The sequence below is a fragment of the Campylobacter rectus genome (genome assembly GCF_004803795.1).
Lineage (GTDB): Bacteria > Campylobacterota > Campylobacteria > Campylobacterales > Campylobacteraceae > Campylobacter_A > Campylobacter_A rectus.
This window is the reverse complement of the sequence record NZ_CP012543.1, coordinates 2,498,723-2,520,079: the sequence shown is the minus strand read 5'-3', so window position 1 is coordinate 2,520,079 and position 21,357 is coordinate 2,498,723. Positions and strand designations below refer to the sequence as shown.

Genomic DNA, 21,357 nt, shown 5'->3' with positions numbered 1-21,357 from the left:
AAGCTCGTATCGCAAATCGCGCCGTTACGAGTTTTGGGTTATTGGGCGCCGTATCCGCCGGTATCGGTTGGCTCGTCAAGCTAAAACTTCCCGGCGATCTAAGGCTAAATAAAATAAAACCAAATCCGTCAAATTTGAGCTATCCGGCAGGCGGGAGTCCGACAAAAACAATCCCCGTTGCGGATAAAATCTCTCTAGCCCAAATCCGCTTATAAGCGAAAATTTAAGCTATTTGAGGCCGAGCCTTGCCTATGGATAAAAATGCGACGCAAACCGACCCGTAAGACCTCAAACCGCGCTAGAAGCTAAATTCTAAGTTGAGCGAGAAAATCAAAATGCCGATACGAGATCGGTCTTGCTCATATATAAAACTAAGCAGCGCAAGCAAAAGCCAAACCGAGTCGGAACGCCCGGCGGATAAACCTCGGATCCGAATTCGCCCGAGCCTTAAAATCCGTATCTTGCAGTTTGGGCGCGGGGATGCGCTATTAAAATCGGCTCGCGGCGGGCCGAAGTCATCGCGTGCGGCGCCGCAGAGTCGGTATCGCCGCATCGTAGCCGACGGGTCAAACCGTGGGCGGATAAACCTCGCCGATATCGGCCGGTTTGTTAAAAAGCTTAAAATTTCAAGTCGGGCAGCTCGAACCCGGTTGCGGATGAAAATTTAAGCCAAGCTAACCCGGATGCATTCTAAAAATAAAATTTAATTATACTAAAGGAAATTTTAAGCCGGTCAAGCCAAATCCTGCGCACGGATCGCGAATGAATTCCAAGCCGTGCCGACTCGGCTTTAGCTCATAGATTGAGGATAGGTTTAAGCGGCGGCAAGATAAAATTTAAACCATGCTAGCTCGAACTTGCTTACGGATAAATTCCAAATCTAGCGCATCTTCGCCAAAATACCCGTCCATCATCGGTTTAAACCCGCTTACGGATAAATTTCAAACTCCGTCCGAGCTCGACTCCCGCTCGTGGATAAATTTCAAGCGGGCGACGAGCAAACCAAGGCCAAACGCGCTCAAGCAGCCGCCCGCCTACGAGCGGTTTTTGCACCGCCCGCTTACTGCAACCTCTCTAGCGCCCTTTTGGCGTATTCGTTACCGCCTGCCGCTCCGCGCTTGTAGAGCTCTATGGCTTTGTTCATATCCCTTGCGACGCCGTAGCTGTTCTCGTAGCATATAGCTAGATCGGTTAGAGCGTGCGGGTCGTTGTCGGCAACGGCTTTTTGGATATAGACGAGCGCTTTTTTATAGTCTCTTTTAAAATATATTCCGTTTAGATACATATTTCCTAGTGACGCATCCGCGCTCGTGTCGCCTAGCTGGCTTGCCTTTTCATAAGTCTTTGCGGCTAGCTTATAGTCCGTCATACGGTAGTAGATCCGCGCCATATTGGAGTGGGCGAGGCTGTCGTTTAGCTCCATGCCCTTTTTATACCACCTCACGCCTTCGCCGATATTATTGAATCTCACCTCATTGAGATAGCCTACGAGCGCAGCAGCCCTGCCGTCGCCCGCCTCGGCTTGCGGCTTGATCAATGCCAAGGCCTCTTTATATCTTCCGCTATCGTCCAGCGCTATAAATTTATCATAATCTGCGTTAGATATCCCAAACGCTGCAGTGATCGCAAATGCGCATAGTGTTATTACCGTCTTTTTCATCTTAGTTCTCCAGTATCAGTAGGTCTTTAAATATATGCTTGACGATCTTTATGTCGTCGCCGTCCTCGGAATAGTTGGTGACATAGCCGTCCTTGTCGGTGGTGAAGTAGATATAGCCGTAGGTGCTGAAGTTATTGCCCGTCACCCAGCAGCCGTAGAAGTTGCACGATTTATTTTGCGATAGTAGTACCTGAGGGTCGTATTGCAGATAGTATTTGTTCGACAGCATGCCTATCTCGATCTTTGCCCATCTGTCGATGTATTTTTGCATATCGAGGATATGACGGCCTTTGAGCGCGGTTAGCTCCTTGTTTTCCAGGATGAAATTTGTGGTTAAGCCACCGTGCTTAGCGCATCCGCCTAGCATGATGGCACATAAAAGGGGTAGGAAAAATTTTCGCATTTTTGATCTCCTTCGTGATTTGTTGTGCCTGATTTTATCTAAAGGGGCGGCGCAAGTCAATATTTTGGGATCGGGGTTAAATTTGAGGCCGAATTTGATCTATGTTGCGTCAAATTTAGCTCCGTTTTGGGGTAAAGCGGCGGGCAAATTTCGGCCGTAAATTTAACTCTGCCGCTTAAATTTAACGCAGGGAGGAGCAAATCGCGCCGCTAGCTAAACGGCTTAGTCCGCTAGCCCCTCTTCGCCGCATTTTGCGATTAGCTCGTCAAATTCTGCTTTACTAAACGCGCTTACGACGATATTTTTCGCGTCGATAAATTCGTATTTAACTTTTGGCAAATTTTGGATGAAATTTTCATATTTCAGCGTCGCTAGGATCTCGTATTTTTCCTCATCATCGCCCTCTCCGCCAAATATCGCGACCGACCAGCGCGCGACTTTTTCGTCGCCTAGCATTTGCAAATTTTTATATTCTACGCTAGGCTCATACGGCAGCGCGGTAACGACGCCTTGCGACAGGACGTACTGTCCGATGATCTCGCCGTTATCGTTTCTGCGATAAAACATCTGATTTGCAAAATACGCGTCTATGTTTTGGATATCGGTTACGAATTTGCTAAATTCGCCTGCGGGATCCTTCGCGCCAAGGATGCGAGTCATGATCTTTTTATCAAACGACACTTCGTTTCTTATGCCGTAAATAGTGCTGATTTGCGCCTCTTTTTGCAAATTTTGCTCTATCGCCTCCAGCCCCGCGCGTATATCGTGCTCATAGTTAAAGCTTTCGATATTTTGCGCGCTAAATTTCTCTCCGTCCTCGCTCACGATTTCGCCGTCCATTTTTATGGCTAGGTTTTTTAGATACTCTAGAGCGATTTTCCAGTCCGTGCGGGTGCTTGGCGTGCCGATGCGGACGTTATATGCGCCGTCCTCGTAGCCGATCTCAAAGCCGCGTCCGCTAAGTCCGTCCGTGCCGGCAACGAGGCAGTCAAGCTCGCTTAGCTTCGCGCCGTAAAAGCCATCGGCGTCAAACTCTTCGTCATCCTCGTCCGCGTTAAACTGCGATAAATTCGGCACCAGGCGCAGCGCCTCCTCTACGCTCATCACGGGCGCAAGGCCGACTAGAAACTTCTTTTTATTTTTGACGAAAAAGGTGATGCTCATTTTTGATCCTTTGGAGTTAAATTTGACTTTTGCGGCGTTTTAGCGGAGTCAAATTTGAGCGTAAATTTACCGCGTCAAATTTGCCGCCGTTTGTAGCGGGTAAGAAAACCCGGGCGCAAATTTAACCAAATGCGCCAAAGCTGGGCTCACTCGTCCTTTTTCTCGTCCTCTTTTTTGCTGATCTTTTCTTTGGCGTTTTTTATGAGATTTTCGGCGGCTTTGTAGAGCTTTTCGCCTAGCTCTTTTGATTTTGCTTTGAGATTTTCGCCGATCTCGCTCGCATTTATCGCGCTTAGCTTCTCTTCGGTTCTTTTTTCAAAGTCGCTGATGTCTTTTTTGAGCGCTTCGAGGCGTTCTTTAGCGTTAAAATTTTCTTTAAATTTATCGCCGGCTTGGCCGACTTCGCGCTTTAACTCCTCAAATTTCGCCCCTGCAAGGCTAGCGAATTTATCGATATTTTCGTTAAATTTTAGCTCCTCTAGCTGAAGCTCGATCTGGCGCGAAACGTCGTTTTGCAGGCGTTTAAATTTAGCCAAGTAGCTATCGACGGACTCGTCTAGGATGTCGTTTATCACGGCAGCAGACGGCTCATCCGAGCGCGCCATATCATGTAGCATCGCCACAAATCTCTCCTCTAGCCTCACGAATTCCTTTGCTTTTCCCAGCAAGGTTTGGCCGTCGGGAGCAAATTTTATCTCCTCGATAAACTTCTCGGTCTTTTTGCTAAGCGCCTCTTTTACGCCGCCGATCGCGCCGCCGATTAGCTCTTTGGCAAATGCCTGATCGACGTCGGCTATCTCGCTCGCCGCCTCGCAGACCGTCCTTGCGATCTCCAGGATGCGCTCTTTGCTCGCTTCGCCCTCGTTTATCGCGCTAAGCACGACGTTTTTGGCTATTTGCTCCACCGTGTCCTTTACATCGTCGCCCTTTTCGATCGCGGTTAGAAACGCCGCTTCGGTAGTTTCTTTGAGGATGCCCAGCATTTGCAGCTCGCAGAGCATTTTTTCGTCTATGGCGGTTAAAATTTCCTCTTTATCCGCCAGGTCGCTATTTCTGATGAAATTTTCCATATTTTCAAGTAGCGCGCGAACGTCGTTTTTGATCTCGTCTTTTTGCGCATAAATTTGTCGCTCGATCTGTTCTTTTTCGTAGATTAGGCGGTGGATGTACTGCTCTTTTGCTTCGCTGAGCGCGTCGCCCGCGCTTTGGATGAGGTTGGCGACGTTTTGGCGGTTTAGCAGATCCTCGCTCTTTAGCGCCTCGCAAATTTGCTCGAATTCCTTAGCTAGAGCCGCGTTTGCGTCGTCGCCTTTTGCGCCTTTGACGCTTTTTCTAAACTCGCTTAGCGCAAATTCCCTGATCAAAACGGAAATTTGCGGGTCGTTTTTGTTCTCTTTTATGGTTTGGATGAAGACTAAATTTTGCATGAAAGTCCTTATAGTACGTATTTGCAAACGCGTCTTAGCGCGGAAAAAATTTCTAATCGCTCCTGGTTAGAATTAACCAAAACGCTTAGATTGTAGCTTTTGTATTTGCCCTCTTTGCTAGATTTTGACGGTGTTATCTTGTGCTGCCTTTCGCCTACGATGCCGCGCGCGATAGCTTCGGCATTTTTGCTTTGGAGCAGGATGATTTTGTATTCCCAGAAATTTGGATATGAGATTTCGGGTTCTTTATTTAGATCGCACGTAGTCGCCACTTTTGCCTCCGCTCTTGCTTTCTAGCGCGATGTCTGTTATCTGCATGGTTTTATCTATCGCTTTTATCATATCGTAGATAGTTAGAAGACCGACGCTAACGCCTGTTAGCGCCTCCATCTCGACGCCTGTTTTGCCGTCTATTTTGACGCTAACGGTTAGCTTGTAGGCGCAGATTTCGGTTAGCTCCTCGATGTCGCAGTTTATGCCGCTGATTAGCAGCGGGTGGCACATCGGGATGAGTTCGCTCGTCTTTTTTGCGCCCATTATCGCGCCTACGACGGCGGTTTGCAGGACCGGACCTTTTTTGCCGGTGTTGTTTTTGATCGCGTCAAAGGCTTCGCGCGACATTTTTATGACGCCGCTTGCCACGGCTATGCGCGTAGTTACGCCCTTGTCGCTTACGTCGACCATTTTGGGGCGGTTGTTTTCGTCTATGTGAGTTAGCATTTTCGTCCTTTCGCCTGAAGCGCTAAATTTGCTTAAATTTGAGCTAGGCGGAGTAAATTTATGAGAAGGATTATAACTAAAAAAGCTTAATGAATAAGACAAAAAACGCCTCGGCAGGGGGAGCCGAAGCGTCGTTACAAAAAGGAGGTTTTCTTGTCGGACGCGGAAATCATACCAAAAAGGTCTAAATTTTATCCCAATTTTTCGTAAATATATTATTGCCTGCTTTTCGCGTAGGCTAGGGCGCCTGATTTTAGGCGTTTTAGCCCCTCTAGCACGCGCGATCTTTGCGTGGCGATGTTTAGACGTAGGAAGCATTTTTCCGCACCTCTGTATGCGTTGCCGTCGTTTAGCCAAAGCCCCGCTTTTTGGCGTAAAAATTTATGAAAATCGCTCGCGTCGTCGCAAATTTCGCGGCAGTCAAGCCAGAGTAGATACGTGGCGTCCTGCTCCACAAGCCTGATCTGCGGCAGTTCGTTTTGCAAAAACTCGCTCACGATTTTGCGGTTTTGCCAGACGTATTCGCGCATCTGCTCGAGCCACGCTTCGCCTCGCTCGAACGCCGCGATCGTCGCGATACAAGAAAACGCATTGCCTTCGCCGACCTCATCGTCGTTGATGGCTTTTGCCATTTTGGCGCGCAGTTTGGGATTTGGCACTACGGCGGCGGAGCTTTGCAGGCCGGCGATGTTAAAGGCTTTGGTCGGCGAAACGCAGGTGATCGAGATGTTTTTGCAAGTCTCGCTCGCGCCGATAAACGGCATGTAGCTTTTGCCGGGGCTCGTGATGTCGCAATGAATCTCGTCAGAGATCACCAAAATGCCGTGCTTGGCGCATAGTTCGCCGATTTTGGCTAGCTTCTGGGCGCTCCAAATTTTGCCGACGGGATTGTGCGGGTTGCAAAGGATAAACATCGTAGCTAGCGGGTCGGCGAGCTTTTCTTCGAGGTCGGCAAAGTCTATATCATAGCCGCGCCCGTCGTAGGCTAGCTCGTTTGTAAGCGCGATCCTGCCGTTGTTTTCGATACTGCGGTAAAAGACGTGATAGACGGGGCTTTGGATCACGATTTTATCGCCCATGCTCGTAAATTTGCGCACCGCGGAGCTGATGATCGGGATCACGCCCGTACAAAAAATCAGCCAATTTGGGTCAAATTTGACGTCGTGGCGCCTGCTCCACCACGAGCAGACGGCCTCGCTCCACTCCTGCGGCACGTACGAATAGCCAAAAACTCCGTTATCCAGGCGCTTTTGCAGCGCTTCTAAAATTTCGGGCGCGACCTTAAAATCCATATCCGCCACCCACATCGGCAGCTCGTCTCCGCTCGTTTTCCATTTTGACGAATACGTCCCGTCTCGCTCCACCGGCGCGTCAAAATCGTATTTCATTTGCTCTCCTTGCGTGATTTTTGCGGATATTTTAGCGAATTTGATGGGCAAAATTTGAAATTTCGCCGTATTTTTGCGCAAAACCGATTTTTAATGCAAGATTTTTTATAATTACGTCTAAATTTTACTAAATTTAAGGACGAAAATGCTCACGATAATCTCACGTTTGCCAAGTGCAAATTTAAAAATTTCAAAAGCGCTGCCCCAGCTCATCCAGGGCTACATCTACCGCTATCTGCCAAGTGTCGAGCACGAGGGATATAGGCATGAGCCCAGCGGCAAAATTTTTAAACGAACGAATTTTGATTTTCGTTTAAAGGGCGCAAATTTGCGGATTAGATTTACCTCTTATGAGCCGGAATTTGAAAAAATAATCGCGCTTGCCGTGCTAAAAGACGGGTTAAATTTAGGCGAGCTTTGCTTGTGCGATACGACTGTGGCGGTTAGCGAACACAGAACTACGCAAAGCGAAGCGGTGCTGCAAGGCTGCGTAGCGTGCGCGATAGGCGGGCTTTTGGGGCATAAAATTTATCTGCAGCCGCAAGATTCCAGGCATCTTGAGATGATGAAAACGAACGCTTTGCAAAGATTTGAAACGCTTACCGGGCGCAGATACGAGGGCGAATTTGAGCTAAATTTACTCTGGCAAAATTTGCAAAATCCATTTAATTTTTATTACGGTAACAACCGCTCGCCGGTTCAGGCTTGGCAAGCAAAATGGAAAATTTGCGCGCAGCCCGAGCTAATAAATTTGATCCTTGATGCCGGCGTCGGAAGCGGATGTATGAACTGCGGAGTGGGGTTTGTGGAGGTGGTGGAAGAAAAAGAATAAGGTTGCAATCTTTAAAATAATAATTTCAAATCCCGACGGGAAACCTTATTCTTTTTACGTATTATAGTATATTTTCATCAAGATTAAAAGTTGTGGTAATCTTTAAAATAATATAACTTGACAATATTTTTGTTTTGTACTATAATACGATTAAAAATAAGGAGCTGCTCTTTTGAAAAATAAAAATATTTCCAGTTGTGTTAAAAAGTACATTTTATGTATTTTATTTGTATTCTTTGGTCCTGTTCTAGATATAGAAAAGTTTGATATAAATTGTGGCAGAATAGAGCTTAATGTTTATTGCAGTTAATGACTAAGTCTTTAAAAAAAGATTTTATGGTACTTTTTGATTTTCCTTAGATTTGATATATTTTTAGAAGTATTTAAGTCAAATAGGCGTAGAATTATTTAAAGAATTTTAAGGTAAAACAAGATATGGGATTAGCTCATAAGCTATATAAAATTGGCAGCCTGCTAAGTGACGACGATGTTAAGGCTATGATTAAAAGTTCTAATTTTAAGGATAGTGACCATATAACTTTGGCTATTGATTTTAAAATTGAGAACGGGAGGCTTCTTGGTGCTCCAAAGCTATCGCGAACTTCATTAGACACCATAAAAACATTTTTTACAAAAAAGATAGGTGGAACTAGTAATTCATATTATTTATACCCAAACTACGAGTATCAAAACGAAAAAGATTTATATAAAAAATTCCAAGCCATCTCACATACCTTACAAAATTCAATTGTAGTGTATGCAAATAGTAACAACAAAATTTTGGCAAATTTAGTATTTGAATATCTTGAAAACTATAAAAACGATGAGCTTGGGTTAAAGGACTTTAAGCAAGGCGATTATTTTCTGATTTTACTTATAAATGGCAAAAGTTTTTATGAGCTTATGCCGGAAGTTTTGCAAAATTATCTTAATGAATTTGTAAAGCCTCATATAGAGGACAAAAAAGGAAACGCTTTTTTAAAGGAGCAGATAGATATTGTTACCCAAGAAAAAGAACCTTGCGGGTATGATCCGAATGTCAAGTTTTTTACTATGGATAATTATGATGACAAATTTAAAGAGCAATCCATAAACCGTCTTCCTATGTCAAAAAATACGGCAAAATCGGTCAAAAAAGGCTGGATGTATGCGATAAACAATCTTAAATTTTATTACAAAGGATTAGAATATATAATAATTCCGTCTATGGTAAATTTTGACGAAGATATTTTTAAGGAAATGATAAATTTTCTTGAGAAATCAAATACTTTAAGTGATGAAGCAACTAGGGAAGAAAGCTTTATTAGAAAATTAAATAAGCAAATAGAAAATTTTGAATATATTAATAGCTTTACGCTCGATATATTCTTTACGGAGGTGAATGTTACCAATTTATCTGTTAAAATATTTGCTACTCTTGAAGATGTTTTGCCGAGCAGGATAAGAAAGGTAGCGAATTTGATGCAAGAAGATCATATTACGGATGCTATGAAACGAGTTCAAAGCGAGGATGAGGATATCAGATTTGTATATTTAAAGGATTATTTTAGGGTTACGGAACAGTTTGCTATATCTACAAATAGTATTGCAAATTTGAAAAATAAAATTTTACAAGAAAAAATATATTTAGCAAGATTACTTTTGGGGTATTTAAAAATAAGTTACCTGGAGGTTTTAAAACGTTTTGAACACTTTAGAGAGTTTGACGGTGAAAATAAAAGCAGATTAAAAGACAGTATAAAAGAGTGGATAATGTATCCGAATACTTTTATAGAAAATGAAAACAAGATTTTAAAATTTTTAAAAGATATAAACGCAATAAGGATGTAGAATGGAACTTTTTTCTGAATATTTTGAAAAATTATTGCTTGAGCAATCCGATTATTTTGAGAACGGCTTAATAAAAGGAGCTTATTTGATAGGCGCTTATTCGAAAGGTATTATCGATAGTTCGTATAATCCAAACGGGAAAGTCGTAAAAAAGAACGAGACGTTTAAAAAATGGTTATCGACCAAAAGAATAACGGAATCAAATTTAAAAGCTATTTTTAATAAAGCAAGCTATTTTGAGAGGCTGTTTAGTCTAAATACTCCTAAAAACAATGATTTATCGCAATTAGTTACTACTTATTTTGTATATCCAAAAAATATAAGAGTAGCTCAACAGGAGATTTCTTTCGCTTTTATTAGAGGGTTTAATGATTATGCAAAATTTAAAAAAGAAAATCAAAAACAAGGAGAAGATGATGAGTGATTTAGCAAAACATAGTGAAATTCTGTTTTTATGGGATGCAAAAATGACTAATCCTAACGGCGACATGTTAAACGATAATGCGCCAAGATACGATGAAAGCGATAGAAAAGCCGTTGTTAGCGATGTTAGAGTAAAAAGAACGATCAGGGATGATCTGCAATATAGAAAAGGTAAAACCGTATTTGTAAATAACGCAGAGCAGGTACAATCGGCAGAAACCAGATTTACCGAGTTGAGGAATGCTTTAAATGAAAAAGATGATAAAAAAGTTTTTTTAAGCTGCATTGACAATAGACTTTTTGGCGGAGTGGCACCAAAAAGTAATCTTCAAATTATAGGTACGGTGCAATTTTCTTGGGCTAAATCACTAAACGAAACAGAGACTATTTTATCACAAGGAACCGGTGCTTTCGGTAAAGACAATAGCTTAAATAAGACATTTAGAACCGATAATTATATACCTTATGGGTTGTTTGCTATGTACGGTACTATAAATTCTCTAAATGCTGCTAAATCGAATGCAAGCGAAGAAGATGTTGCCGATATGCTTGATTCTATGTGGCAAGGCACAAAGCTACTAAATACCAGGAGTAAAGTCGGACAAAAACCAAGAATGCTTATAAGAGTTATCTATAAAGATACTTATATGATAGGTCTGCTTGACGAGCTTGTAAAGATAGACAATGAAAACTCTCAACAACTTCGTGCTTTTAGCGAATGTGAATTAAATTTCTCGGCTCTTGCAAGGTCGTTAAAAAATATGAGTCAAAAAATAGAAAAAGTAGTAGTTTTTTATGATGATTCGGCTAAAAAATATCTGGATAATTTTAAAGATCTAAATATAAATTTAGAAGCAAAAGAACTATAATGTTTGCATTTAAAATTTGGGGTAAATTTGCTTGTTTTAGAGATCCTTTGGGGATTAGTCAAAATATCACTTTACCTATCCCGCCAAAGACTACTATTTGCGGTATGTTGGCGGCTTTACTCGGCATAGATAATTATTTAAACGATGATAGATTTGACGACTTTAAATATAGTGTAATCCTAGATGCTCCTATTTTAAAGAAGAGTTTTTCGCAAAATTATATAAACGACTATACGAAATTTACAAAGTCTCATCTAAATAGTTTGCTCAAATTTGATATGCAAAAAATCTCGCTTGGTTTGCGTGACAATAAGGCTCCTCAAAAACCAATAAATAGAGAACTCTTGATTTATCCGAAGTATATAATTTTTATTGATAAATTTAAGCTCGAAGAGGAAGCGATTTATAATCTAAAAAAACGAATTTGCAAATTTTCATTTTATCTTGGCAATAGCGAATTTGCAGGTAATTTCGAATTTATGGAAATAACGAATTATGAAGAGAAAAAATTTGACGAAATAAATATAGATTCATTCGTGCTTCAAGATGATGTAAAAAATATAGATTTTGAAGAAAGTGTTTTATATTCTCCGATTAGTTTTGCGAGCACTTTAACGCCAGAAAGATCTCCTGATTTGGGCGTAAATTTAATATTATCCAACAAGCAAATAAAGGCTAGGGATATTAAGGTTTGGAAGATAGTTTGCGGCGATAAAATTTATCATTGTAGATTTGTATAATGCAAATTTCAAGCTCTTTTAACTCGCACCCTAAAAAATCTTATAATTTTCATGTAAAAAATATAAGCGATAGCTTTGGTGAAAGCGACCATAAAGAGACAGCATCCTTTCACGATATTGCTAAGATTGCACAGAGATTTCAAGATTATATAAATTTAGAAATAGAGAATTTTACCTCAAAAGATGATTTTGAAAAAGCTCGACAAAAGCTAAAAACAACGCATACTCTAGAGAGTGCTTTTATATATTTTTTTACTAGAGTCGATAAAGATATAAATTTTTTAGCTAATTTTTTTACTATTCTAAAACATCATTCCGATTTGCCCGATCTTAAATCTTTCTTTAGCGAACTAGGCAATATAAAAGCAAAGATAAAAGATAAATTTAAAAAGATAAATGAAGTGATTTGTAGATTAAATTTAGAGATAAGGCCTGATGTTAATGAATTTGTCGACTATTTTTTTGATTTAGAGGCCGAGCTGGAAAAATACCAAATTTTAGATAACTACTTTATTTTTAAGAAGCGCTATTCGAGGCTTGTTTTGACTGATAAATTTGAAGCTATTTTTTCTAAGCCTTATAAAAATGTAGAAATTTTAAGTGATGAAAAAATAGATCTTTACCTTAATAAGATGGAATATATTATAGCCTCAAAGCAAAATGGCAGTAAAAACAAATACAGAACAAAAGCAAAAGAACTTATTTTTCAAAATTTTAATCATAATACGCAAAAAGATAAGTTTTTGATTAAAGCGCCCACCGGTATAGGAAAAACGTTTTTGGCTCTAAATTTGGCATTGCAAATAGCTAAAATAAAAGGCGATAAAAGACGTGTTATAACAGCTATACCATTTACCTCTATCATAGATCAAACACATAACGAATATCAAAAGATAATATCCGACCAAAACGTACTAAAATATCACCACCTAACAAGCTATAAAAGTAGTAAAATAGACAAAGAGAAAGATAATGAAGATGAGCAAGAGCAGTTTATGCAAAAAGTATTTTTGGCCGATATTTGGCATGAGAATTTTATCGTTACGACTTTTAATCAATTATTTTACGTATTTTTTTCAAATCACAATAGAGATAATTTAAAACTAGAAACCTTGCGAGATAGCGTTATCATAATAGACGAGATACAAAATATCCCAAGAGTTTTATTGAAGCCGATTTCTGCCGCTTTTAATGAATTTACAAAAAGATACAATATCCACTTTATACTTATGTCTGCGACTATGCCTCATATTGCAGCAGAGCTTGAAAATTTTACCGAGCTTTCAAGCCCCGTTTTATACGAGCGAGATAGGGATAGATATGAGCTCGTTTATAAGCCAAATTTAAACGATTTTGATATCCTAAAAGATGAAATTTTAGCCCATAAAGATCAAAGCGTACTCTGTGTCGTAAATACCATCTCAAAAGCTAAAAAGCTATATGAAGTCATAAAAAACAAAAGCGAGAATAAAGATAGCATCTATCTTTTGACTACGCACCAAATTCCGCTTCACAGAGTTGAGATTATTGACGAAATAAAGGCTAAATTAGGTAATGATAAAAAGATTATTTTGATTGCAACGCAGCTAATCGAAGCCGGAGTCGATCTTAGCTTTGGTATAGGTTTTCGAGAGTTCGCTCCCTTTGGCTCTATTATCCAAGCTGCGGGCAGAGTAAATCGTGAAGGCCTGTCAGACAAGCCTGCAAAAGTTATAGTTTTTGATTATTTAGAAGGCAAATCGTTTCCATATCACGATACGGATCTGCAAGAGGATAAAATAAAAGAAATTTTATCGCAAAATATAAAAGAGAGCGAAATTTATAATGTCTTAGAGAGCTATTTTGAAAGTACAAAAAATGAAACGACTAGCGTAAATTTATTGCAATATGCTAAAAACCTGGAATTTCAAACATTATTTAAAAAGTTTAATGAAAATTTTATGCCTAAGCAGGACTGGAAGGTCTCGCTTTTTGTAGAGCAATATAGTGGGCATTTCAGCGAGTTTTTAGATAATCGGGATAAATTGTTGCAATCAAATGATGATAAATTTAAAATTCTTGCCGAAATTAAAGATTTGGAAAAAGATTTAGGATTATACACGATATCCGTCGGTGAAAATTTACTAGAAGAACTTAAAAAAGATTATAAAACCACTTTAAAAGATTATTTTGGCATACGTATCTTACCGCCAGGCAATTTCTATAATAAATTTGACGGCTTCCTGCCTAAGCTTACGATTGCTGAAGAGGTATTTGACTAATGTTTCACAAAGACCAAATCACCGGCACGCTTGTGAATTATTACGTCACCTGCAAGCGCGAGGCGTGGCTTTACGCGCACCATATCCACGCAGATCAGGAGGATGAAAACGTGCTGATGGGCAAGGCGCTGGCGGACATCAAAGAGAGCGATTTGCAGGACTTTGCATTTTCAAATTTGAAATTCGACAAACTTTCCAAGCAGCGCGGACACTATCTCATCACCGAATACAAAAAGAGCCTAAAAAACGAGCTTGCGGGCAAGATGCAGCTACTTTTTTACGTCTATCTTTTAAAAACGGGTTTAAATTTAAAAGAGGTAAAAGGCAAACTAATCAGCGGTAAAAAGGTGATTTTGGTGGAGGATAGCAGCGAAAATTTCGCTCTGATCGAGCAAATTTTAAGCGAGATAACGTCGCTTGCGAACCTAGAGCGACCGCCAAAATTTACGCAGGGCAAATTTTGCGCAAACTGCGCTTATAGCGGATATTGCGTGAGTTAGATTTGATGTACGCCATTTTATTTTACGACATCGCCGGCGCCGAGCAAAAAGAGAAAAACAACGCAAACCGCATCAGAAAGGCGGTCGAGAAGTTTTTGCCGCGCGTGCAGTTTTCCGTTTTTGAAGGCGAGATTCGCGAGAGCGATTTTAAAAAACTAACCGCAGTTTTGCAAAAAGAGTGCATTGCGCAGCTTGATTCTATCGTGATTTATACTTTTAATTCGCTGAAATACTCCAAGCGTATCGTAATCGGACAGGATAAAAGCGGCGCGCTGTTTAGTTAAATTTGCTCGCGTAAATTTGCCGAGTTTGGCGGCGCTTGAAATCCCAGCTAAATTTTAAGGAAAAAAGATGCAAAAAAGCGACAGGACGCATTTTATTTTAAGCGCAGGCAGGCTTCGTAGGCAAGATAACAATATCTATTTTGATAAATTTGACGATGCAGGCGCGGTCGCCGCTAGTAAAATTTTGCCGATAAATGCGATCGATGAAATTTACGTGCTGGCAAAAGTGCAGATCGATACCTACACTATGGCGTTTCTGGCGGACAACAACGTCCTTTTGCACGTTTTTAGTCCTTATCAGAGCTTTCGCGGTAATTTTTATCCAAATACCTCAAACTCGGTCAATAAAAGCGGCTTCGTGCTGCTAAATCAGGTCCGCGCTTTTGACGATCCGCTTAAGCGCGTCTACATCGCCCGCGAGATCACTCGCGCGCATATCCTAAACGACGCGGCAAACTGTAAAAGACACGGCGTGAAATTTGACGTATCGTCCCACATAGAGGCGCTAAATGCCGCCGCGGACGTACCTGCGATAATGGTGGCGGAAGGGGCGTTTCAAAAGCTCTACTACGAAAAGTGGAACGAGATAATCGCGGATCAAAAAAGCTTTAAATTTACCGTCCGCTCCAAGCGCCCGCCCGCCGATAAAATCAACAGTTTCATAAGCTACGTAAATACGCGTATTTATAACGTCTGCCTCAGCGAAATTTACAAAACCGAGCTTGATCCGCGCATCGGCTTTTTGCACGAGCCAAACTACCGCGCTCTGAGCCTACACCTCGATCTTGCCGAGATTTTTAAGCCGATTTTGGGTGATACGCTGATTTTTAATATGCTAAATAAAAAGGAGATCACGGCAAAGGACTTCCAAACCGACACCGGTCGGATAAAATTTAGCAACGACGCAGTGCAAAAGATAGAGCTAAAAATGATCGCGAGGCTTGGTGAAACGGTTTCGCTGGGCGGGCGCGATCTCACGTGGCGGCAGGTGATCCGCCGCGAGGCTAATCAGATCAAAAAATGTATCTGCGAAGATGCGCCTTATGAGGGATTTAAGTGGGGGTAAATTTGATATTTTGTCTGTAAGAGGCAGCAAGTATCTTGGTTGCATTTTGATGATTTGATTTTAGAGCCTTGACTTCATCAAAATGTGGCATAAAAACCGCTATGCATTTACGGTCAAATTTGACCTATGCGTCTTTGGCTGTTTTGGTGTTTTACTCCCAGCGTTGAGAAAATTCGCATCAAATTTGACTTATGTGTCTTTACCGCGGTATTGGTTTTTGCGCTAAAATGGCGTTTGTGATTTTACTTTGGACGTTTGTGATAAAATATAAAATACACCCTACTTATAAAATTTGCTTTGATCGCTATAGCGGGTTGAATGTTGTTAATTTGCTCTTACCGCAACGGGACATTTGATTTCTAAGTGCCCTTTTTAAATCTAAACTATGTCGATAAAGCTTTTTCTAAGATTTTAGAAATGATGAAATTTAGGGTATTTCGTATCGATACTATTTTGTTTTTTATGCAAATTTAAGGCGTAAAAATATAGACTTTGAGTTTTAATAGCCCTAAAAATGCATATTTTGGTGCTGTTAAAATTTACTCCGTTGGAGTTTGAAACGGATGATTTCTTGCTACTATACCCTGAGTATATGTAGTTAAAATTTACTCCGTTGGAGTTTGAAACACGGAGGTTTCGTCGGCGGCGCTATAAACATAGCAAGTTAAAATTTACTCCGTTGGAGTTTGAAACTTGTATTTTTACTCTACTACCAAAGATAATTATGTTAAAATTTACTCCGTTGGAGTTTGAAACATCATAAATTTCAATGTCTCGTTTAAATTCGCTCAAAGTTAAAATTTACTCCGTTGGAGTTTGAAACAGCGCAAGACGCATAGCAAAAATCACAAATATCGAAAGTTAAAATTTACTCCGTTGGAGTTTGAAACGCTTCTGTTATAAGTCTGTCTAATTTAGATTGTAGGTTAAAATTTACTCCGTTGGAGTTTGAAACAAGCCGAGTAGCGCAATGGTAATGAGGCTAGAGCGAGTTAAAATTTACTCCGTTGGAGTTTGAAACTTTGGCATATATGAATGATAAGGGCGGCAAACCTAGTTAAAATTTACTCCGTTGGAGTTTGAAACGCTTGTCCTCGTCCATCGTCTTTTTTACGTTATGGAGTTAAAATTTACTCCGTTGGAGTTTGAAACCTTTTAGCTTTGGCTGCAGCTGGGTTATTTGCACTCGTTAAAATTTACTCCGTTGGAGTTTGAAACATATGAGGCGCTGGAGACACTACTTTAAGATTATTGTTAAAATTTACTCCGTTGGAGTTTGAAACGAGATAGAAACACAATTAGAGTTGGGTATAAGTCAGTGTTAAAATTTACTCCGTTGGAGTTTGAAACCTTTATCAGACGTACTGCCTAAATTAGATGATTTGTTAAAATTTACTCCGTTGGAGTTTGAAACGGTCAAATTTTGCCTTGAGATACGCCCCGTCTATCAGTTAAAATTTACTCCGTTGGAGTTTGAAACGGTCAAATTTTGCCTTGAGATACGCCCCGTCTATCAGGTTAAAATTTACTCCGTTGGAGTTTGAAACTTCCGTATTCCTCGGCAATAAATAGCTTATAATCAGTTAAAATTTACTCCGTTGGAGTTTGAAACAAAAACGGCGTAACGCCCAAGCCTAAATTTATGTTAAAATTTACTCCGTTGGAGTTTGAAACCGTATTCTTCGCATACTTGATTTTCGGGCATTATGTTAAAATTTACTCCGTTGGAGTTTGAAACCTATGTTTATCTAGAACATTTCTGCCACTCTCTTCATTAGTTAAAATTTACTCCGTTGGAGTTTGAAACCTTAGAGAAATAATAGCCTATCGTATAGGAATAGGGTTAAAATTTACTCCGTTGGAGTTTGAAACTTTACAAACTGATTTATACCGTCGCGGATACCGTGTTAAAATTTACTCCGTTGGAGTTTGAAACAATAAACTTAATGGTGAAACTATAGATGTGCTTACAGTTAAAATTTACTCCGTTGGAGTTTGAAACTTTTACGAATAATTTGCCTTATGCCTTTCGCATAGAGTTAAAATTTACTCCGTTGGAGTTTGAAACCAGACGCTGCCCGAAGAAACGAGAAAAACATACGGTTAAAATTTACTCCGTTGGAGTTTGAAACCACCAAGCCCAATTCACATAGATAAGAAAGTCGGGTTAAAATTTACTCCGTTGGAGTTTGAAACTACGATCGAGGAGATGGGCAAAATTTTAAGAGCGGGTTAAAATTTACTCCGTTGGAGTTTGAAACAACTAATAGCCTTAAAATTTAAAGACGGACAAGAATGGTTAAAATTTACTCCGTTGGAGTTTGAAACTTGTCAAGATCGAGTATGGTTAGCTCGACGCCGGGTTAAAATTTACTCCGTTGGAGTTTGAAACATTTTAAAAGATTTTTCATTTGGGCGCTATAAGGACGTTAAAATTTACTCCGTTGGAGTTTGAAACGGCTTGCCGTCTTTGCCGATTTCGGGTTTGATGAGAGTTAAAATTTACTCCGTTGGAGTTTGAAACTGGGCTTTTGCTTTTTCCACCTTCTCTGCGTCTTGTTAAAATTTACTCCGTTGGAGTTTGAAACGCTATTTCGCTCTCTTCTGTCTCTATTTGACTCAGTTAAAATTTACTCCGTTGGAGTTTGAAACTTGTTCCGCTATAGGTTCTACTTGGAATCCTGGCGGTTAAAATTTACTCCGTTGGAGTTTGAAACAGTCTATCTAAATTCGTTTAAAATTTCCACCTCTAGTTAAAATTTACTCCGTTGGAGTTTGAAACAATAGAAATTCGAATATAAATGTACTAAAGTACAGTTAAAATTTACTCCGTTGGAGTTTGAAACGCATTTTTGCTCCTTAAAATTTGATTTTCTCGGTGTTAAAATTTACTCCGTTGGAGTTTGAAACTCTTTTTTGAATAGTCAATGGTCGAAATTTCAGGCTCCCGTTAAAATTTACTCCGTTGGAGTTTGAAACAACACCATAAGCAACGAAGCGAAAAAAGCCGAGAAGTGTTAAAATTTACTCCGTTGGAGTTTGAAACGATTTACCCTCTTTGATATAGATTTCTTGCTGTGCTTGTTAAAATTTACTCCGTTGGAGTTTGAAACAATCTGATGAGGGGGATTTTCATCTGAATTCTTCTGTTAAAATTTACTCCGTTGGAGTTTGAAACAAACGGCAAGCAAGTCTAAAAAGTCTAAGATTTAGTTAAAATTTACTCCGTTGGAGTTTGAAACTTGGCTTTTAAATTTGGTATGGATTTGACAAACTCGGTTAAAATTTACTCCGTTGGAGTTTGAAACTTTCATTTGATTTCTTAAGATTTTCATTAAGAGCATGTTAAAATTCACTCCGTTGGAGTTTGAAACTATTACAGTTTGCTTTATCAAGCTTCGAATAATAATGTTAAAATTCACTCCGTTGGAGTTTGAAACTTGTATTTCGTCGAGTCCCGCGGCTTTAAGCTCAACGTTAAAATTTACTCCGTTGGAGTTTGAAACCATTTAGGATCATTGGGATTTTTCTTGCAAAATTCATGTTAAAATTTACTCCGTTGGAGTTTGAAACTCCGCCCAAAACTCGCGCAGTTTAGCTTTGATATTGTTAAAATTTACTCCGTTGGAGTTTGAAACCTCCAAACACTCTCTCATCAAAACCAAACGGTTCAAAGTTAAAATTTACTCCGTTGGAGTTTGAAACGCCGCAGCATATCAAGACAATATTTTTCGCCTTTAGGTTAAAATTTACTCCGTTGGAGTTTGAAACAAAATCAAGCCTGAACCAACCTAATATCAAGCGCAGTTAAAATTTACTCCGTTGGAGTTTGAAACAAGAAAAAAGAGCGAGATAAGTGCGTAGTGGTGGGGTTAAAATTTACTCCGTTGGAGTTTGAAACACGCGACGTATTCTACTACCTCAAACTCCGTGTTCTGTGTAAATTTACTCCGTTGGAGCTTTAAGCCCGGTGTCGGTATCCCCGCCAAGCTCATAAAATTCTCGGCAAATTTGCGCAAAACCGCCCATAAAACAAGCTTAAGCTAAATTTTACAAAGCCGCGTATAAAACTTACTCAATCCAAAAAGCCAAACCGCCGTTTAAATTCGTAAAATAGCGTAGAAAAATCACCCAAACCAAAAACACATCGTTCAAATTCAAAATCCGTTACAAAAAACCGCTTGTCTCGCCAAATTTAACCCCGGTAGCTCAAAATTTACACATATTTTTAAGTTCGGTTAAAAAAATTTTATTATTTATTTTAGTTTTATATTTTTTTAAATATACTTGAAAAATTTTAAAAATTTAAAGGCAAATCTATGCTCACCGACCTCGTAAGCTCTATAAATTCGTTCCTTTGGGGGCCGTATTTCCTCATCGCGCTACTTTGCGGCACCGGACTTTACTTCACGATCAGGCTGCGTTTCGTGCAGATCTTTAAGTTTAAAATGGGGCTTCATAGGCTTTTTGGCAACTTCTCTTTGCACGGCAAAGCGGCGGGAAAATCGGGTATGAGCTCGTTTCAGGCCGTCGCTACCGCCGTTGCCGCACAGGTGGGCACGGGCAACCTCGTCGGCGCCACAACGGCGCTTATCATGGGCGGGCCAGGCGCGATATTTTGGATGTGGTGCGCAGCGTTTTTGGGTATGGCGACGAATTTCGCCGAGATCTGCCTCGCGCAAATTTACCGCACCAAGGACGACAGCGGCCATATGATCGGCGGGCCGGCGTTTTATATCAGTCGCGGGCTAAAGAGTCGCTACGCCAAGGTTTTGGCGGCATTTTTTGCGCTGGCGATCATCTTGGCGCTTGGATTTATGGGAAATATGGTGCAAGCCAACTCCATCTCGGACGGCTTTAGGGGCGCGTTTGGCATACCGCAGTGGGCGAGCGGACTGTTTTTAGCCGCGACGTGTGCGCTTATTTTTATCGGCGGCGTCAAAGCCATCGCCAGAGTCGCCGAAAAGATCGTGCCCGTGATGGCGATCCTCTACGTCGTCATCGGCATCGTGATCATCTGCTTTAATCTCGACAAGGTTCCCGGCGTCGTAGCTCTCATTTTCGAAGCGGCGTTTAACCCTTCGGCGGCTTGGGGCGGCGCGACCGGAGCCACGATCGCTACGGCGATGAGATACGGCATCGCACGCGGACTGTTTTCAAACGAAGCCGGTATGGGCTCAACCCCTCACGCACACGCTGCGGCCACCGTAAAGCACCCCGTAGATCAGGCGGTGCTGGGCATTATGAGCGTATTTGTCGATACCTTTATCGTGCTAAATATCACCGTTTTTGTGGTGCTTAGCGCCGACGTGATACATTTTGAAAACGGCAAAGCCGTGCTAACCGGTATCTCACTCGTGCAAGAGGCCTTTTCGACGCATGTTTTGGGGCATGCGGGCGGCTACGGATTCGTAGCGATCTGCTTGTTTTTCTTTGCTTTTACGACGATTTTGGGTTGGTATTACTTCGCCGAGATCAATGTGCGTTACCTTTTTGGCGCCAAATTCGTGCGAATTTTGCAGATATTGGTCGTGGGATTCGTCTTTGCCGGCAGCTTGTTAAAGATAAATTTCGTCTGGGAGCTGGCCGATATGTTTAACGGCCTTATGGTGCTGCCGAACCTGATCGCCATCATCGCGCTTAGCCCCGTCGTGGTTAAGCTCCTAAAGGATCACGAAGAGGGGAAGGAATACGATCCGAGCGAGTATATAAGGAAAGTTTAAGGGGCGGATTGGATTTGCGGCATACGGAGTGCCGATTTGCACCGCAAAATTTATTTTTTAATCGAAG

General features: G+C 40.8%; 18 protein-coding genes and 1 CRISPR repeat array. Of the genes, 10 read left to right on the top strand and 8 right to left on the bottom strand.

All coding sequences use genetic code 11. The features are described from left to right. Positions 1–1,060: 1,060 nt before the first annotated feature. From CRECT_RS12060 to CRECT_RS12025, 8 genes are all read right to left on the bottom strand, one after another. Positions 1,061–1,660, bottom strand: a complete 600-nt coding sequence (locus CRECT_RS12060) for a tetratricopeptide repeat protein (protein ID WP_002944068.1) — start codon at positions 1,658–1,660, stop codon at positions 1,061–1,063. A gap of 1 nt (position 1,661) precedes the next feature. Further along, positions 1,662–2,063 (bottom strand): hypothetical protein, encoded by a 402-nt coding sequence (locus CRECT_RS12055; RefSeq protein WP_002944225.1) that lies wholly within the window; start codon positions 2,061–2,063, stop codon positions 1,662–1,664. Positions 2,064–2,119: 56 nt separating this feature from the next. After that, the gene (locus tag CRECT_RS12050) at positions 2,120–2,263 is read right to left on the bottom strand and encodes a hypothetical protein (protein WP_002944289.1); all 144 of its coding nucleotides are present in this window, start codon (positions 2,261–2,263) and stop codon (positions 2,120–2,122) included. A gap of 22 nt (positions 2,264–2,285) precedes the next feature. Beyond that, positions 2,286–3,227 (bottom strand): DUF4299 family protein, encoded by a 942-nt coding sequence (locus CRECT_RS12045; protein ID WP_002944176.1) that lies wholly within the window; start codon positions 3,225–3,227, stop codon positions 2,286–2,288. Positions 3,228–3,373: 146 nt separating this feature from the next. After that, positions 3,374–4,654 carry a hypothetical protein gene (locus CRECT_RS12040; RefSeq protein ID WP_002944030.1) on the bottom strand — a complete coding sequence of 427 codons (1,281 nt, stop codon included), beginning with the start codon at positions 4,652–4,654 and terminating at the stop codon, positions 3,374–3,376. An 8-nt stretch (positions 4,655–4,662) separates the two neighbouring features. Next, the gene (locus CRECT_RS12035; protein ID WP_002944182.1) at positions 4,663–4,926 is read right to left on the bottom strand and encodes an HP0495 family protein; all 264 of its coding nucleotides are present in this window, start codon (positions 4,924–4,926) and stop codon (positions 4,663–4,665) included. Then, entirely contained in the window at positions 4,901–5,374 is a 474-nt protein-coding gene (gene moaC, locus CRECT_RS12030) for a cyclic pyranopterin monophosphate synthase MoaC (RefSeq protein WP_039887960.1), read from the bottom strand. The genes CRECT_RS12035 and moaC overlap by 26 nt, the downstream gene beginning before the upstream one ends. Before the next feature lie 215 nt (positions 5,375–5,589). Then, the gene (locus CRECT_RS12025; RefSeq protein ID WP_039887931.1) at positions 5,590–6,762 is read right to left on the bottom strand and encodes a MalY/PatB family protein; all 1,173 of its coding nucleotides are present in this window, start codon (positions 6,760–6,762) and stop codon (positions 5,590–5,592) included. Positions 6,763–6,907: 145 nt separating this feature from the next. Here CRECT_RS12025 and CRECT_RS12020 point away from each other — a divergent pair, with 145 nt between their 5' ends. The 10 genes from CRECT_RS12020 (at position 6,908) to CRECT_RS11975 (ending at position 21,290) form a co-directional block, all read left to right on the top strand. Then, positions 6,908–7,594, top strand: coding sequence for a CRISPR-associated endoribonuclease Cas6 (locus tag CRECT_RS12020; RefSeq protein WP_002944125.1), 687 nt, complete (start codon positions 6,908–6,910; stop codon positions 7,592–7,594). A gap of 435 nt (positions 7,595–8,029) precedes the next feature. Beyond that, entirely contained in the window at positions 8,030–9,424 is a 1,395-nt protein-coding gene (locus tag CRECT_RS12015; RefSeq protein WP_002944103.1) for a TM1802 family CRISPR-associated protein, read from the top strand. A 1-nt stretch (position 9,425) separates the two neighbouring features. Next, on the top strand, positions 9,426–9,848 hold the full coding sequence (locus CRECT_RS12010; RefSeq protein WP_039887933.1) for a hypothetical protein: 423 nt from the start codon (positions 9,426–9,428) through the stop codon (positions 9,846–9,848). Next, a complete protein-coding gene (cas7b, locus tag CRECT_RS12005) occupies positions 9,841–10,716 on the top strand; it encodes a type I-B CRISPR-associated protein Cas7/Csh2 (RefSeq protein WP_002944233.1) in 876 nt (291 codons plus the stop codon). The genes CRECT_RS12010 and cas7b overlap by 8 nt, the downstream gene beginning before the upstream one ends. Continuing rightward, the gene (gene cas5, locus CRECT_RS12000; RefSeq protein ID WP_002944028.1) at positions 10,716–11,456 is read left to right on the top strand and encodes a CRISPR-associated protein Cas5; all 741 of its coding nucleotides are present in this window, start codon (positions 10,716–10,718) and stop codon (positions 11,454–11,456) included. Before cas7b ends, cas5 begins: the two co-directional genes overlap by 1 nt. Further along, the gene (gene cas3, locus CRECT_RS11995) at positions 11,456–13,717 is read left to right on the top strand and encodes a CRISPR-associated helicase Cas3' (protein ID WP_002944230.1); all 2,262 of its coding nucleotides are present in this window, start codon (positions 11,456–11,458) and stop codon (positions 13,715–13,717) included. Before cas5 ends, cas3 begins: the two co-directional genes overlap by 1 nt. Then, positions 13,717–14,217 carry a Dna2/Cas4 domain-containing protein gene (locus tag CRECT_RS11990; protein ID WP_002944056.1) on the top strand — a complete coding sequence of 167 codons (501 nt, stop codon included), beginning with the start codon at positions 13,717–13,719 and terminating at the stop codon, positions 14,215–14,217. Before cas3 ends, CRECT_RS11990 begins: the two co-directional genes overlap by 1 nt. A gap of 5 nt (positions 14,218–14,222) precedes the next feature. Continuing rightward, on the top strand, positions 14,223–14,501 hold the full coding sequence (gene cas2, locus CRECT_RS11985) for a CRISPR-associated endonuclease Cas2 (protein ID WP_002944223.1): 279 nt from the start codon (positions 14,223–14,225) through the stop codon (positions 14,499–14,501). A gap of 67 nt (positions 14,502–14,568) precedes the next feature. Then, positions 14,569–15,567, top strand: coding sequence for a CRISPR-associated endonuclease Cas1 (gene cas1 / locus CRECT_RS11980; RefSeq protein ID WP_002944249.1), 999 nt, complete (start codon positions 14,569–14,571; stop codon positions 15,565–15,567). A 531-nt stretch (positions 15,568–16,098) separates the two neighbouring features. Next, positions 16,099–19,534: a CRISPR direct-repeat array (repeat unit 30 nt; unit sequence GTTAAAATTTACTCCGTTGGAGTTTGAAAC). 352 nt (positions 19,535–19,886) lie between these two features. Continuing rightward, positions 19,887–21,290 (top strand): alanine/glycine:cation symporter family protein, encoded by a 1,404-nt coding sequence (locus tag CRECT_RS11975; RefSeq protein WP_171992759.1) that lies wholly within the window; start codon positions 19,887–19,889, stop codon positions 21,288–21,290. Positions 21,291–21,357 lie beyond the last annotated feature (67 nt).

Coding starts and splice junctions, on each gene's coding strand:
- CRECT_RS12060 (WP_002944068.1), bottom strand. CDS start 1,660: ATGAAAAAGACGGTAATAACACTATGCGCATTTGCGATCACTGCAGCG.
- CRECT_RS12055 (WP_002944225.1), bottom strand. CDS start 2,063: ATGCGAAAATTTTTCCTACCCCTTTTATGTGCCATCATGCTAGGCGGA.
- CRECT_RS12045 (WP_002944176.1), bottom strand. CDS start 3,227: ATGAGCATCACCTTTTTCGTCAAAAATAAAAAGAAGTTTCTAGTCGGC.
- CRECT_RS12040 (WP_002944030.1), bottom strand. CDS start 4,654: ATGCAAAATTTAGTCTTCATCCAAACCATAAAAGAGAACAAAAACGAC.
- moaC (WP_039887960.1), bottom strand. CDS start 5,374: ATGCTAACTCACATAGACGAAAACAACCGCCCCAAAATGGTCGACGTA.
- CRECT_RS12025 (WP_039887931.1), bottom strand. CDS start 6,762: ATGAAATACGATTTTGACGCGCCGGTGGAGCGAGACGGGACGTATTCG.
- CRECT_RS12020 (WP_002944125.1), top strand. CDS start 6,908: ATGCTCACGATAATCTCACGTTTGCCAAGTGCAAATTTAAAAATTTCA.
- CRECT_RS12015 (WP_002944103.1), top strand. CDS start 8,030: ATGGGATTAGCTCATAAGCTATATAAAATTGGCAGCCTGCTAAGTGAC.
- CRECT_RS12010 (WP_039887933.1), top strand. CDS start 9,426: ATGGAACTTTTTTCTGAATATTTTGAAAAATTATTGCTTGAGCAATCC.
- cas7b (WP_002944233.1), top strand. CDS start 9,841: ATGAGTGATTTAGCAAAACATAGTGAAATTCTGTTTTTATGGGATGCA.
- cas5 (WP_002944028.1), top strand. CDS start 10,716: ATGTTTGCATTTAAAATTTGGGGTAAATTTGCTTGTTTTAGAGATCCT.
- cas3 (WP_002944230.1), top strand. CDS start 11,456: ATGCAAATTTCAAGCTCTTTTAACTCGCACCCTAAAAAATCTTATAAT.
- CRECT_RS11990 (WP_002944056.1), top strand. CDS start 13,717: ATGTTTCACAAAGACCAAATCACCGGCACGCTTGTGAATTATTACGTC.
- cas2 (WP_002944223.1), top strand. CDS start 14,223: ATGTACGCCATTTTATTTTACGACATCGCCGGCGCCGAGCAAAAAGAG.
- cas1 (WP_002944249.1), top strand. CDS start 14,569: ATGCAAAAAAGCGACAGGACGCATTTTATTTTAAGCGCAGGCAGGCTT.
- CRECT_RS11975 (WP_171992759.1), top strand. CDS start 19,887: ATGCTCACCGACCTCGTAAGCTCTATAAATTCGTTCCTTTGGGGGCCG.